Genomic DNA, 12,531 nt, shown 5'->3' with positions numbered 1-12,531 from the left:
CCCCGCTGCGCGGTGCCCACCACTTCTGCACCACACCAGCGTGACCCCCAGCCCGGCACACGTGCACGTCCGCGTGCCGGAGCGCGGCCATGCCGGTGCCGTCCGGCACCGGCGGGCCTTGCCAGGAAGGGTTTTCGTTGAGCATCGCAGCGGCCGAGCCGCCGGTCGTCAGCGCCGACGGAGGGCGAACGCCACGGCGAGCGCGGCGATCAGCGCCGAGGCCACCCCGCACACCGCCCCGATCGGCCCGGTCAACGAGGGGTGGGCCAGGCACAAGTAGAGCGTGGCGCCCAGGACGAAGGCGATGACGATCCCCAGCACCAGGAGCAGCACGGGGTCCGTGGCCGGGGGCGGCGCGGCCGGCGGCTGCTGGGGCTGGTTGGTACCGGTGGACATGCGGGTTTCCTCTCTGGGATGCCTGCGGGACGGTCCGCAGGCGGAACGCGGAGCATCAGTGGCCCGCACCCCCTTCTTGGCATCGCGGGGTGCCAGGCGGACAGCTGGGTGCGAGACGGCGGGGTCAAGGCCCGCAGCTCGGCCGGGGTCACCGCCCGGCGGGGGCGGTCTTCTTCCTGGGCTTGCGCGGCCGTGTGATGGCGGTGCGCTGGTACTGATGGACCAGGGTGAAGCCGAGCGGGGAGAGCGGGGCTTTGGTGCGGTGCTCGCGTCGCTCGACGAGCCCGAGGGCAACGAGCTTCTTCAGCCCGCGTTCGTGGGTGTCAGGGGACCAGCCGTACCACTCGGGAGCTTTCTCCGCGGGGAAGGGCGACCAGTTCTTCTCGCGGGCGACGACCAAGAACAGGGCCAGGCCCGGCAGGTCCAGGTTCTCGTCACGGCCCTGCGTCCAGAACGTGGTCGGGATCTGCAGGAAGCGGTTCTCCTCCGTGTCGCCCACGGGGCGGTCGTAGGGCTTCCCGGTACCGTCCTCGCGCAGGAGAGTGACCGTGATCATGGTTCCGCTGCGGCTGCACTTGATCAGCTTGCGCGCCTGCAGCCGACGCAGGGCCCGCCAGGCACCGGTGCGGGCGGACTGGTCGGTCGCGGTCTCGTGGATGTCCATCAGCCGCGCCCACACTGCGCTGTCGTGCGTGGTCGACCAGCCGTTGTCCCCGTTGCTGCACGCGGCCACGATGATCAGGTAGGCCTTGAGGCCTCGCAGGTCCCTGCCGTTCACGAAGTCCCTCAGGGGCCCGTGACGGCTGGCGGCTCCCTTGTTCGCCTGGACGAAGGTCTTGCGCAGCGGCACGTTGGCCCGGATTGCACGGGTGAGAACCGCCGTACGCGTGTCCCGCCCGGTCGCGGTCTCCTGCATGTCCCGCTCGGCGGGCGTCGTCGTCTTCACGCAGCAGAAGGTAGCCATCTGGGCCCTCCAGACCCAAACGTTTGAGCGTCAGAAAACTTGATGTGGTAGCGGCTGACCATGGACGTCCCAGCGGGTGTGTGAGAGAGCCGATGAGAGAACCATGTGGCAGATCCAGATGGGAGATCCAGGTGAAAGGTCGACTGGGAGATCCGGTGTCTGGGACGGGGCACGCCTCGGCTCCCCAACCCGGATGCCCGGCCGGCGCCGTCATGGCAGGTCGGCGGACGTGACCGACCACCTCGCTTCTCCGGCCGTCGTCCCCGCTTCGAGGCTAGGCCCGTTGCGTCGAAGCCCACGACGCGTGGCCGCAATCGGCCCTCTGAGCGCCTTTCAGGCACTGCTCGGTCCCCGAGCGTTCCGCACCCGGAAACGCGCAGACGGAGGTATGGCAGCTGAGCGGATGGGCCGGTCGAGGCGCGGCTCCAGAATGACCAGACCGTCCGGTCGTTGTTCGCCAAGCCCGAACTCGACCGTGCCGTAGGAAAGGTGCTGCTCGACTACACGATGGGGCGCAGCCGCTCGGGCCACCACCTGGGCCCGTAGGCCGGTCTCGGGCGTATGAGCCACTGGGTGCGAGACCTCGGCCCGCAGGCGCGTAGAACACCCGCCGGACGCCATCTGGTGGCCGTGCTGGCCGCCGTCGACGATGTCCAGGAAGAATCACAGACGGGGGTGGGATGTGGAGCTGGGAGCGTTCTTCAGTAGCGGCGACGGATGGGGCGAGTCGTGGGTGCTCGACATCGGGCTGATCGAGTCGCTGCGGTTCGGTCCTCCGGACGGTCACACCGACCTGGACGTGGCGATCACGCTGACCCGGCTCCTGTACGACAACTTCGTCTCCTACGGCACCGACGGCCGGGACATGCGCCTGAACAACGACACGGTGCCCGTCGTCATCAAGGCCCACCCCGCCGTGCTCGAGCGTCTCGCCCTCACGCCGCCGGCGTGGCCGTTCCGGGCGTTCGACGGCCCGCGCGGCTTCGGTTCGTACTGGCGTGACAACGGCATGAGCGGCAGCTGGAAGGCCCGCCGGGACTGCGTGGAGGAGATCCTGGGCCCGACCAGGGACGCGCTGGAGGAACTGCAGGAGTTGGAGTACGAGAGCCGGTTCCGCAACGGTCCGGCGGGCAGCTTCAAGAACCTGATCTTCGCCGCCGACGGCGAGAAGCCCGAGCTCGTGCTGCGGGACGCGGTGAACAACGACGTGGAGATCGTCCGCAACGCGCACACCTGCATGGTGTTCACCGATCCCCTGCCACCGCAGGGACTCACCTGGCAGCAGATGATCGCCTGGTGGACGAAGAACCACCAGCCGGACCCCGACGAGAAGACCGCCGCGAGCGGCCTGTACCGGCGCCTGTACCGGTCGCAGGACTCCGTACCCGAGCAGCTGGTGATGCGGACGTACTGCGCCCGCTACGCCAAGGACGGCGGCTTCGACCTGCCCGCGCTGATCCCGCAGGTCGACCTCCACTACGACCCCTACACCCGCCGCAGCGGCAAGCAGTCCGGCGCACTGCCCCGCCAGCGCATGGACTTCCTCCTCCTGGCCCCCGACCGCGCCCGCATCGTCATCGAGGTCGACGGCGTCCAGCACTACGGCCGCCCCAACCCGCCCGACGACAAGGGGCGGATCACACATACCGCCGTACCGCGGCTGTACGCGGAGATGGTCGCCGAGGACCGGCGGCTGCGGCTGGCCGGATACGAGACCTACCGCTTCGGCGGCTGGGAACTCACCCAGCCCCACGCCGGACAGCTGGTAGAGGACTTCTTCACCGAACTCCTCGCCCGGCACCGGAAACCGGCCTTGTAGATCGGTGTCGTCTCGCTGTGGATGTCAGGGCACCAGGCGCGGCAGGCAATCGAGGGTGTGGCGGACTGCGGTGCGGGCGGCGGCGGGAGGCGAGTGTGCGCGCCCGGTACAACCGACGGACGACACCTGCGGCGCACTGGCACGGGCGGGAGGCGCACGGCGCTGCTCGGCGGCCCGCCGCGCACATCCCGTGGGGACCGGTTTGCGAGGTGTCCGCACCCGTCCCCGGCGGAGGTCAGGTCTGCAGGCCGGTACACGGGGGTACCGGCGCCACAACCCGACTTCCATGGATGTAACCGGCAAATCGGCAGAAACGCTGGATTATCTGAGGGATACTCGTGCACGAGCCCCCCGCTCTCAGCGGGCGGCTCGCAACGGCTATCGGTGGCACAGGAGTTGAGACATGCCGGAATTCCGGATCGGGCATCGCCGGTACCCCACGAAGCAGGCGGCCGGAGACGCCGTCCGTGCGGTGCTCTACGGGTACGACGTGGGAAGCACGGTGGACCGGCCGGCAGATCACCTGCTCCTGCTGGACCTTCTCGACCTGCACGAAGAAGCCCTGGACAAGATCGGTTCGGGTGTGGACTCCTTCGTCATCGCCCCTCCCTTGCGTGGCCCGCATCCCGGCTTCGCGGTCGTCCGCACGGACGGCACTCGCATCGACTTCTCCTACCTGGCGTGCCTGAAGCCGCCCACCTACCGCCAGCAGGTCTCCAGCGCGATGCGCGCCGAGGTTGAGGACCAGGTGAACGCCTACTTCACCTCCCGGGTGGCGGCGGGCTCCCTCGTGTCGGACCAGTCCGGCGCACCGCTCGACTACGGCGACACCCATGTCAGCTACTTCCGCGGACCGACCTTCGCCGAGATCGCCGCCACCTTCGCCGCGACGGTCGGCGGCTGGGACGCGATCGAGCTGAACTCCTCCGCAGACCAGGGCATCGGCACGTTCACCGACCGCGCCCTCGCCGAGCGGTGGCGCAGCCACCACGCTGAACACGCCGTGCTCGGCCTGCTGTCGTCGCAGGAGAACTTGCGCCGGCCGCGCGCATGACGGCCGCACCCGTCCCCGGCCGTGCGGTCGCGCCGGGCCGGGCATCGCACCTGTCTACGCGTCGCTGGAGAGGCAGAGGTTCGTGATCCGGGCCCGCGGCGACATCACTCCGGCCAGCTGACGGGCTTCCTGCTCATCACGCACCACGAGGTGCTGGAACTCCAGCTGCGGGGAGAGGCAGACGAGTTCTGGGCAGGGACGCACGATCCCGTACAGGGCGCGCAGCCGCCCGGTCGTGAAGAGCGGGATGCCGTAGGCGAAGCTCTCGGCCACCTGCGGCCTCTCGGAGATCTCCACCCGTACCTCTTCGTCGTGCCAGGCCCGTTCGGCGACCGCGGCGAATAACTCGGCACGCTGGCGTGGGTGCACGTCCTGCCACCCCACCCGTGCCACCTCCGCCGCCCGCCCGGCCAGCTCCTCCCACTTCGCGTCCTCCTCCTCGCGCTGCCGCCGCCACGCCTCCTCCAAGCGCCGCTGCTCCCGTGCCCGGGCGCGGCGGGTCTCTTCGTCTTCCGGATCCGGCACGGGCTGACTGTGCGGCGCCGCTGAAGTTGCTGCCTGCGCTGGAACTCTTGCTGATGGCGTTCGACGGCCTCCCGGCAAGCCCTATCGGCCCGCTCGGCCTGCTCGGCCTGCTCCTGTCGTCTGCGGTCGTGCTCGTTCTGCGCGCGCTCGGACTGGGCGGAGGTCCACCACAGGCGACGCTGCACGTAGTGGCCGAGGCCGCAGCCGCGTCGTACGGACGTGTAGTGCGGAAGGCTGGCGACCGGGATGACGCTGCCGGACAGCACCCATCTCACGAACCCACCCAGCTCTTGCGGCTTGAACTCCCACGTCCCGGCGGTGGCGTCGAATCCTCCCAGTCCGTCTACCATCCTCCAGCACTCCCCTTGCTGGTCGGGGGCGCTGACCTGTACGGCAGGGACCACGTCGATCCACGGGGGGTGCCTGGAGGCCCGGGGACGCCCAGCACACGCCGATGCCCTCGGCCGCGTAGCGGGCGGTGCGGGCCAGGATGTCCCCGTCGGTGATCGGTGAGAGCTGCGCTTCCCAGGCGATGCGCCTGCTGCCGTCGGGTGAGGACGCCATCACGTCCGCGCGCCATGCGCCGTCACCTCCCGCCACCTCGAGGGCGGCGTGCCATCCGGCGCTGCGGACCGCCGAGGCCAGCTCGAGCTTGAGCATGTGGTGTTCCCACGATTCGCTGCCCAGTTCGCAGGTGCTGTCGCGGCCCGGGTCGTGGCAGAAGAACCGCACCCCTTGCGGGGAATGCTTGGCATGCACGGCCCACACGCACCCGGGACAGGCCAAAGGAACCCGGGGCCGCACCCTGTAGACCTGAGCCCAGCCCATCGCGCACCCGAGATCAGGCAGGGTGGCATCCAGTCAGCCGGCATCTGGGTGCAGCGCGGTGAACGGCACGGGCTCGTGCCCCCGGGAATCTGGCGCGCAGCGCAGTGAGACTGTCGCAACACCAGATAGCACGCGCCGCTGACACACCGGGCTGAACTGCAGATATCCGATGCCCTCCCAGAGCCGTCGAGCGCCTGAACCGTGCCTGCGCGGTACGCACCACACTGACAGGGGCGGCCGTACCCTCGGAGGCGTAACCCCTGAGAGGGTGCCTCGGGGACGCCCCGGCGGGCACTCGGGCCGGCGTGCGGATCAGTCGCGCGCAGACGCTGGCCCGCATGCTCCAGAGCCGCGTGCCGTCCGGCGGGGCCGCAGCACCAGGGCGGCACCCTTGCGCCCTTGCCATAAAGCGCTTATACGGCGTACATCCCGCGTACCAACAATATGCGGAAGGCGCGCCCTCGCCCGCACACGAGGCGCCTGGGGCAGGCCGAGTACGCCGAGCGGGGCCAAGCTGGCCCGCGCCGAGCTCGCCTCCGCCCTCGGCACCGCGCCGAGCCCCGAAGCCGAGGCGAAGGCCAAGGCGCTGCTGGAGCGCTTGGGCGGCGCCGCGCACGGTCCGCAGGCGGCCGCGTAATGGCGGGGATCGCGGTCGTCCTGGACCACACGACCGTCGGCGCGTTGCACGACCCGAGTGACTACGTCTAGGCCTCCGGCGGGCTCGGCGACTTGTATGCGCCGGCGCTGTCGCTGAGACGCGGCGCATCCCGTCTGCCGCTGGTGTGCGTGCCCTGGGCCGTGGGGCGGCGCAGCGGGATGGTGGCGGCGAGGACTGCGGCGAGTACCACCGGGTACCGCAGCGGCGGGCCCCCACGCCGGGCCGCCAGTGCCCCTATCCGGCGGCCCGGGCGACACCGGCCGGGCTCTTTGCGGTGCTGAGCCGCGGCGTTCTCCGCGGCCTCTGGGGGGCACCGGCGTCCAGGCCGTGGAGGGCGTCCCCGCCAGTGTTGGCCCCATGGTGTCTACGGGAAGCCGGGTGTGACCAGCACCGGCGAGTTCAACAAGGATCAGTCCCAGATCATCTGGACGGTCGCCGGAGACGACAGCCGCAACAAGCGGACCGGCAGCGAGTCCATCTCAACCAGCGAAACCTCGATCAGCATCAGCGGTAGCGCGTACGTGCGTGACAACTCCGATGCTGGTAAGGCTCTGCTGGACGGTTTCAAGACCAAGTGCGGGAAGTAACGTCGACGTCCCGCTCGGCCGGCCAAGCAGCACAGAACCCCTGGGCATCGCGTCCACGGGGTTCTGTCCTTCCTCGGCTGGTCAAGCCTCTGACGTCTACTCCTGAAGCTGCTGCGCCCGGTACTCCTCGATCGTCTCCGGCGGCGGATCGAACCCGGCTGACGCGCTGCCTGCGTCCGAGCCGGAGTCCGCGCACCAGGCGCAGCCGGAGTCTGGCCCACAGCCGGAGCGCCGGCTCCTGGCTGCCTCGGAGCCGGGGCGCCGTCGCGGCGGGCGTTGATGACGGACAGCAGCCGGTCACGGTTCGCCTGCGCCTCGGCCTGCTCCTGCCGTGCCCGGGACCGGATGGGCTGGGCCTGAGCCGGGGCGGTTTTTGACGGCTCGGCTGCGGGCTCTCATCCAGCGCAGCACTGCGCGGTGCACCTGGGGGTCCTCCGGGGCAGTGAAAGCTTCCTCACGCCTCCGCGGCCGATGTCGACATGGGCGCCGCGAAAGCCGGTGTGCAGAGTGCCTCGGACGAACGTGCGGTTGCCGCCGTCCATGCCGGCCGGAGCCATACCGAGCAGCTCAGCAAACCGATCGGCGATCCCTCGTGCCGTCCAGGGTCGGGTCACGAAGGCATGGCGGCCGCTCCCCACGGCCTGTGACCGACAGGCCCAGAGCACCAGAGATCCTGCCAGACAGCGCACCCCTCCGAAGACCGATTACCGGACAGCCCCCAGGGGCGCCTTGTCGTCGTCACCCGTCCTGGCGTTCCGCCGGGAAGACGAAAAAGCCGTCGTCCGTGGTGAGGTACCCGTAGCCGGTGGACCGGGAGAACAGTGGGATGCCGTCGCTCGGCAGGTCCTTGGCCAGTACCTTCTTCGTGCGGGCGTCCACCGCGAGCGCGCTCGTGCCGGACCCGCCTTCCTTGTCGGTGTCGCCGTACAGGACGCCGTTCGTGGAGAAGCGGCGAGGGGTCAGCGGGATCTCGCCCTTCCCCTGCTTCCACAGCTCCTTGCCGGTTCCGAGGTCCCACAGGGCGGTGCCGCCCTTCGTGTGAGCCGCTGCGAGCTTGTGGTCGGGAGAGAAGACCGAAGAGCCCTCCGTGTTGATCGTGTCGCCCGGGAAGTCGGCGTAGCGATACGTGGTCGAACCGCCGACCTGCTTCCCGCTCGCCAGGTCGTACGTCGCCGTGACGAAGGTGTCCGGCGAAAACGCGCCGGCTCCCCAGGCGGTGAGAATCCGCCCGTCACGTACGTCGAGGACACGGACGGCTCCGCTGGTGCGCTTGTGGGCCTTATCCAGCTCCACACCCTGGGGCGGGGCGACGTCCGCAGTGCTCCACACCTTCCTCCCGGAGGCCAGCTCGGACATGACGAGCTGTTCGGGGTCGGTCTCGTACGTCGACGCGTTCTCCACATGGAAGGCATACGCCCCGGTGATCAGCGGGGCGTGCGCCTGCGCGCCGTCGATCTCGTTGTTACGCGGGTCGAAGGAGCAATGCGCGAGCATGCCTGTGCAGGTGACCTTGCGGGGCGCGCCGCCGTCGATGGGCGTGAGTGTCAGGGTCGCGTCGCCGTCCTGCTCGATCAGGTGGCCTTCGTGGATCGACACGCCCTTGCCGTCGCCGTCGCGCTCAATCGTGCCGAGTCGCGCGCCGTCGGCTCCGTAGACAGTGACCGTGATGCTGCTCTTCTGCGCGCTCAGCCCGTCGGATTCCTGCGTGCGGGTCGTGGTGACCGCCACCGCCGGCACACCGTTGTGCCAGGTCGTGGCAGCGACGGCGCCGGCCTTAAGGTCGAGGGACTTGCGTACGGCGCCGGTCTTCACATCCCTGAACTCCAGGGTCACCGCCTCCGGCTTGTCCGAGGAGTAGGCGGAGAAGAGGGTGCCGACCGTGCCGTCCAGGGGGTCGTTCTCGTATCCCCCGCGAGCGTAGTCACCCTGACCGACCTTCACGAAGAGCAGGACGTCACCGAGGTCGATGGCCTTCGCCGGCGGCAGGCTCCACGCCTGCTGCTTGGCAAGGCCGGGTAGCGCCGGACCGACGTAGACCGGCCCCTTGGGCTTGGAGGCCTCGCTGCCGCCCTTGGCCGCCCTGCCGGCCTCGGCCTTGCCGCCGTCGCTCTCAGAGGAGCAGCCCGTGACAAGGCCGAGAACCAGGAGGAGACTCGTGGTGATCAGTGTGTGTTTCTTCATGTCCCCGTTGGTTTCAGTGAAGTGCGCATGGCAAGCGCGGATGATCTTGTCGAAATGATACGGCGTCATACGGCCACCGGGATCTCGGCATGCAGCCACTGTCGCCCACCAGGGCACCGAGCAGCCGGCCAGCCAGGGACGTCCGGCCCTTGATGGGGGCGCGAGCAGCGTGCGGCATCCAGCCGATGCTGGTCCCACAACGGCTCAATCCGGGAAGTGCACCACGCCCCAGCTTCGACGATCCAGGCGTCTTGCTGTGTGATCTCTCCTGCCTGCCGGCGGAACTCCCGCAGCGGCAGCGGGCCGTCGGGGTGAAGAGGCCGCATCCTCGTCGAGGAAGCCGACGGCACCGTGTGTGCCGCCCCTTCCTCGGAGAGACTTGGGAGGGCCGCCAGGCCCTCCGAGGCGTCTCCGCCCGGCCTGTGGCCCGCAACCGCCACCCCCAACAGGCCAAAGCAGAGGGGGTTTCGTGCCGTGCTCGGCGCCGGGCGGAATGTAGACGGGACGATCAGCGACGCGGTCTTGCCGGAGACGTCCAGGCGCAGGGCGCGGCCGAGGGCCTGGACGCAGCGGACGACGCAGCGGGTGGGGATCTTTGGAACGGCCGGGACTGCTCCTCGCCCCACTTACTTGGTCTTTGAACTGTGTGAGGAGGATGGGGATCGAAGAGCGGTTCTTGATCACCAGAATGTAGGTTTTGGCCATGACTGGTGACTGGCGGATAGACCGGATCAGGGCTGCGCTGAGGGGCGAGAACCCGACCGTGCTGCGACGGTTGACGTCGGGGTTCGCGGTGATCGGGGATGTTCAGTTCCTGCCGGGCTACTCGGTCCTGCTCGTGGACGAACCGGATGTGCAGCGGTTGTCGGACCTGCCGAGGGCGAAGCGACTGTCGTTCCTGTCTGACATGGATCAGCTCGGTGAAGCCGTCGAGCGTGCCTGCCTGCGGCTGGACCCGGCTTTCCGCCGGGTCAATTTGGAGATTCTGGGCAACACGGACCCGTTCTTGCATGCGCATGTCTGGCCCCGGTTCGAGTGGGAGCCGGCCGATCTGGTGGGCAAGCCGGTGTGGCTCTATCCGCGTGAACGGTGGAGTGACGAGCAGTCCAGGCTCGGTCCGCAGCATGACGCGGTGCGGGATGCGATCAGCGGCGAACTGGACCGGCTGCGCTCGGTGGCCTGACGTTTCGGGGCCGCCGACCGTCCAGTCGGCGGCCCCGGTGATCGGTGGCGGTCATCCGATGCCGGTTGGCGAATGCTGCGGGCGGCGGGCGGCGGCCAGGAGCGCGGTGACTCGTGCGGGGTCGGTGCCGGTGATAGTGGCGATGCGGTCGATGCTCAGGCGGAGGTCGTCGTGGAGGAGCGCGGTGTCCTCCGCGGGAGTAGGGGTGCGGTCGGCGCGATGAGCGACGGCCCCGGTGTGCTTCTCCCAGGCCCAGGCGGAGGGGCACTGCCTGGTCATGATCCAGCTCCAGTTGCTGGCGATGAGGTCGAAAAGTTGGGTGACGCTGAGCTGGGCTTCCTCTTGCGGAAGGCGTGCGGCGGCGTAGGCGTGGTAGGCCGGGCGGTGCAGGTCGTAGAAGGCGTAGGTGAGTTTGGCCGCGGTGGGCGGTGTGGGCTTCATGGTCCTTCCCTCAGCGTTGGGTGGACTGGTCAGCTGAAGGTGGTGGTGGGGCCGCTTTCGGTGGCTGCCTGAGCGCGGCGCCACAGGGGCCGGGCGATGTTGGGCAGGCTCTGCAGGACGACGGTGAGCCGGTCGATCACCTGCCAGTCGGGGACGCCGGGGCCGTGCAGTGCGCGGTGTCGGTGGGGGGTTGGCGTGGTGGGCGGTGGCGGGCTTCCTGGCGGGCGCGTAGCCGGGCTTCGGCGGCGGCCATGTCGTAGGCGGCGTAGCGGTTGCGGGTGCGGGCGGAGGTGAGGAGGTCGTCGATGGTGCGGTCGTCGTCGGGCAGCACGGTCATGAGCAGTTCTTCCCGTCGGGGTGCTCCGGGCAGCGGAGTTTGAGCAGGGTGGTCAGGCGGCGTGGGCCGGTGCGAAGCTGGGAGCGGCCGGTGGATTCCTGGTTGCCCATCACTTCGGCGGCTTCGGCGGCGGTGAAGCCCATGCCGTAGTGCACCAGGATCGCGTCGCGCTGGCGTTCGCTGAGGACGCTGACGGCGGCGTACAGGGGTGATGGCGTCGGTCAGCGTGTCGTAGGGGTCCTCGACGTGGTCGGCGAGCGCGGCCTCGAAGGCGGCGGTCTCCATCAGCTGCGGGCACCAAGTCGTTGAAACTGCTATAAACTCCCGCTGCACTCGTTCATCCCTGAGGGGGGATTGCTTTGCGCGCACGTCTTGTTGGCCCGGCCATCGCCGTCGCTCTCACCGGTGTTCTGTTCAGCGCACCGACCGCGTCCGCGGCCACGCTGCCGTCCACCAACACCGCTCACCACTGCATCCACCACACCACCGGGCTGTGCGGCTGGACGCACCACCAGAAGCCCACGGACAAGTACGAGACCGCCAAGTGCAAGGACGCGTCCCTGTCCTACTCCCGGCACTCGCAGGGCACCTGCTCCCACCACCACGGCGTCCGCTACTGGTTCAAGTAGAGGGCGCTCTGCCGCATCCGTAGAGAGCGTGGGTCAGCACCTGCGCAGGTGACCGGGCCCGGCCTCAGGAAGGCCGGGCGTTGCTGGCGCTGTCTACACCGCCACGGCCGGTGGATCGGAGGTACGTGGCCTTTGCCCCGCTCCACCGGCCTGGCAGTCGCCGGACTACATTTGTCGGTCGCCTCGCCAGGCCACCGACGTCAGCGCGGCCAGGCCTCCGTGGGCCAGGCCCTTGTAGGTCACCGTCCGGGCTGGTCCCAGTTCGTGTGCGAGGCGTCTGGCCAGGTCCCTTCCGTCCTGGAACAGCCGCTCCCACTCAGCGTCGTACTTGCCGTCCTCACGGTCTCGCAGGTCCAGGTTCAACGTGGTGTCGATGTCCTCTGCCCACTTGTACAGGCCGGAGACGAGGTCGTCGGGCAGGGGAAGCGCGTCGGCGGTGCTCGGGGGGCCCGGACAGCTGAAGCAGAAGGGCATCCGATCCCCCGTGGCGAGCTCGGTGTCGTACACGACGGTGTGCTGAGTGCATGTCGGGCAGATCCCGATAAGGCTGCCCTCGTCCTCTGGAGTCCCGAGGTACGCGTAAACCATCATCTCCTGGGTGGTGTCCACGGCGCCGCGGAACAGGCATCGGTTCGTCTCCCCCTCGGCGACCATCGCCAGCTGCTCGCAGTGAGGGCAGCGGACCGTCCGCTCCTCGCGGCCCTGCAGGTCACCGCGCGGCCGACGCAGCCGCTGCGTGATGAAGGCCCGCACGCGCGTCAGCCTGTCGCGGACACAGACCATGTCCGCCCCGATGGCGTTGGCCTCGTCCCGTACCGGGCCCGGTAGCAGGACGTCGTCGCCGGCACCCGGCATGCGCAAGGTGTGGGTCGACGGCGGCTACCGCCAGCACCTCGTCGAGCACGCGGCCACCCTCGGCATCGACATGG

The 12,531-nt window shown here is 69.5% G+C and carries 13 protein-coding genes and 1 pseudogene; 6 read left to right on the top strand and 8 right to left on the bottom strand.

What is annotated here, in order from left to right:
• Positions 1 to 168: 168 nt before the first annotated feature.
• Entirely contained in the window at positions 169 to 396 is a 228-nt protein-coding gene (locus AB0B40_RS37160) for a hypothetical protein (RefSeq protein WP_345049544.1), read from the bottom strand.
• A gap of 148 nt (positions 397 to 544) precedes the next feature.
• Entirely contained in the window at positions 545 to 1,342 is a 798-nt protein-coding gene (locus AB0B40_RS37155) for a hypothetical protein (protein WP_345049546.1), read from the bottom strand.
• A 700-nt stretch (positions 1,343 to 2,042) separates the two neighbouring features.
• Here AB0B40_RS37155 and AB0B40_RS37150 point away from each other — a divergent pair.
• Positions 2,043 to 3,179, top strand: a complete 1,137-nt coding sequence (locus AB0B40_RS37150; RefSeq protein ID WP_362268011.1) for a hypothetical protein — start codon at positions 2,043 to 2,045, stop codon at positions 3,177 to 3,179.
• Positions 3,180 to 3,582: 403 nt separating this feature from the next.
• Complete coding sequence (locus tag AB0B40_RS37145; RefSeq protein ID WP_345049550.1) at positions 3,583 to 4,233, top strand: DUF3223 domain-containing protein; 651 nt, start codon at positions 3,583 to 3,585, stop codon at positions 4,231 to 4,233.
• 54 nt (positions 4,234 to 4,287) lie between these two features.
• Here AB0B40_RS37145 and AB0B40_RS37140 read toward each other — a convergent pair whose 3' ends face one another.
• Complete coding sequence (locus AB0B40_RS37140; protein ID WP_362268008.1) at positions 4,288 to 4,758, bottom strand: hypothetical protein; 471 nt, start codon at positions 4,756 to 4,758, stop codon at positions 4,288 to 4,290.
• Between the two features lie 1,866 nt (positions 4,759 to 6,624).
• Between AB0B40_RS37140 and AB0B40_RS37135 the strand changes: the two genes are divergently transcribed.
• Positions 6,625 to 6,831 (top strand): hypothetical protein, encoded by a 207-nt coding sequence (locus AB0B40_RS37135; protein ID WP_345049557.1) that lies wholly within the window; start codon positions 6,625 to 6,627, stop codon positions 6,829 to 6,831.
• Between the two features lie 738 nt (positions 6,832 to 7,569).
• Here the strand turns inward: AB0B40_RS37135 and AB0B40_RS37130 are convergent.
• On the bottom strand, positions 7,570 to 9,012 hold the full coding sequence (locus AB0B40_RS37130; RefSeq protein WP_345049561.1) for a hypothetical protein: 1,443 nt from the start codon (positions 9,010 to 9,012) through the stop codon (positions 7,570 to 7,572).
• Between the two features lie 703 nt (positions 9,013 to 9,715).
• Between AB0B40_RS37130 and AB0B40_RS37125 the strand changes: the two genes are divergently transcribed.
• A complete protein-coding gene (locus AB0B40_RS37125) occupies positions 9,716 to 10,195 on the top strand; it encodes a diadenosine tetraphosphate hydrolase (protein ID WP_345049566.1) in 480 nt (159 codons plus the stop codon).
• Between the two features lie 51 nt (positions 10,196 to 10,246).
• Here the strand turns inward: AB0B40_RS37125 and AB0B40_RS37120 are convergent, their stop codons facing one another.
• The 3 genes from AB0B40_RS37120 to AB0B40_RS37110 all read right to left on the bottom strand — a co-directional run bounded on the left by AB0B40_RS37120 (position 10,247) and on the right by AB0B40_RS37110 (position 11,128).
• Complete coding sequence (locus tag AB0B40_RS37120; protein WP_362268005.1) at positions 10,247 to 10,636, bottom strand: hypothetical protein; 390 nt, start codon at positions 10,634 to 10,636, stop codon at positions 10,247 to 10,249.
• Positions 10,637 to 10,772: 136 nt separating this feature from the next.
• Positions 10,773 to 10,973, bottom strand: a complete 201-nt coding sequence (locus AB0B40_RS37115) for a hypothetical protein (RefSeq protein WP_362268002.1) — start codon at positions 10,971 to 10,973, stop codon at positions 10,773 to 10,775.
• Entirely contained in the window at positions 10,970 to 11,128 is a 159-nt protein-coding gene (locus AB0B40_RS37110) for a hypothetical protein (protein ID WP_345049576.1), read from the bottom strand. The genes AB0B40_RS37115 and AB0B40_RS37110 overlap by 4 nt, the downstream gene beginning before the upstream one ends.
• A gap of 204 nt (positions 11,129 to 11,332) precedes the next feature.
• On the opposite strand from AB0B40_RS37110, the gene AB0B40_RS37105 reads away from it, so the two are divergent.
• Positions 11,333 to 11,602 carry a DUF3761 domain-containing protein gene (locus AB0B40_RS37105; protein WP_345049581.1) on the top strand — a complete coding sequence of 90 codons (270 nt, stop codon included), beginning with the start codon at positions 11,333 to 11,335 and terminating at the stop codon, positions 11,600 to 11,602.
• Between the two features lie 165 nt (positions 11,603 to 11,767).
• Here the strand turns inward: AB0B40_RS37105 and AB0B40_RS37100 are convergent, their stop codons facing one another.
• Entirely contained in the window at positions 11,768 to 12,355 is a 588-nt protein-coding gene (locus tag AB0B40_RS37100) for a hypothetical protein (RefSeq protein WP_362267999.1), read from the bottom strand.
• 76 nt (positions 12,356 to 12,431) lie between these two features.
• Here AB0B40_RS37100 and AB0B40_RS37095 point away from each other — a divergent pair.
• Positions 12,432 to 12,531, top strand: a pseudogene (locus AB0B40_RS37095) (IS5/IS1182 family transposase); the annotation flags it as partial.

Origin of the sequence: Streptomyces sp. NPDC042638 (assembly GCF_040647235.1) — a bacterium.
GTDB lineage: Bacteria > Actinomycetota > Actinomycetes > Streptomycetales > Streptomycetaceae > Streptomyces > Streptomyces rameus.
The sequence above is the reverse complement of the archived record's forward strand: the minus strand, read 5'-3'. Positions and strand labels throughout refer to the sequence as shown.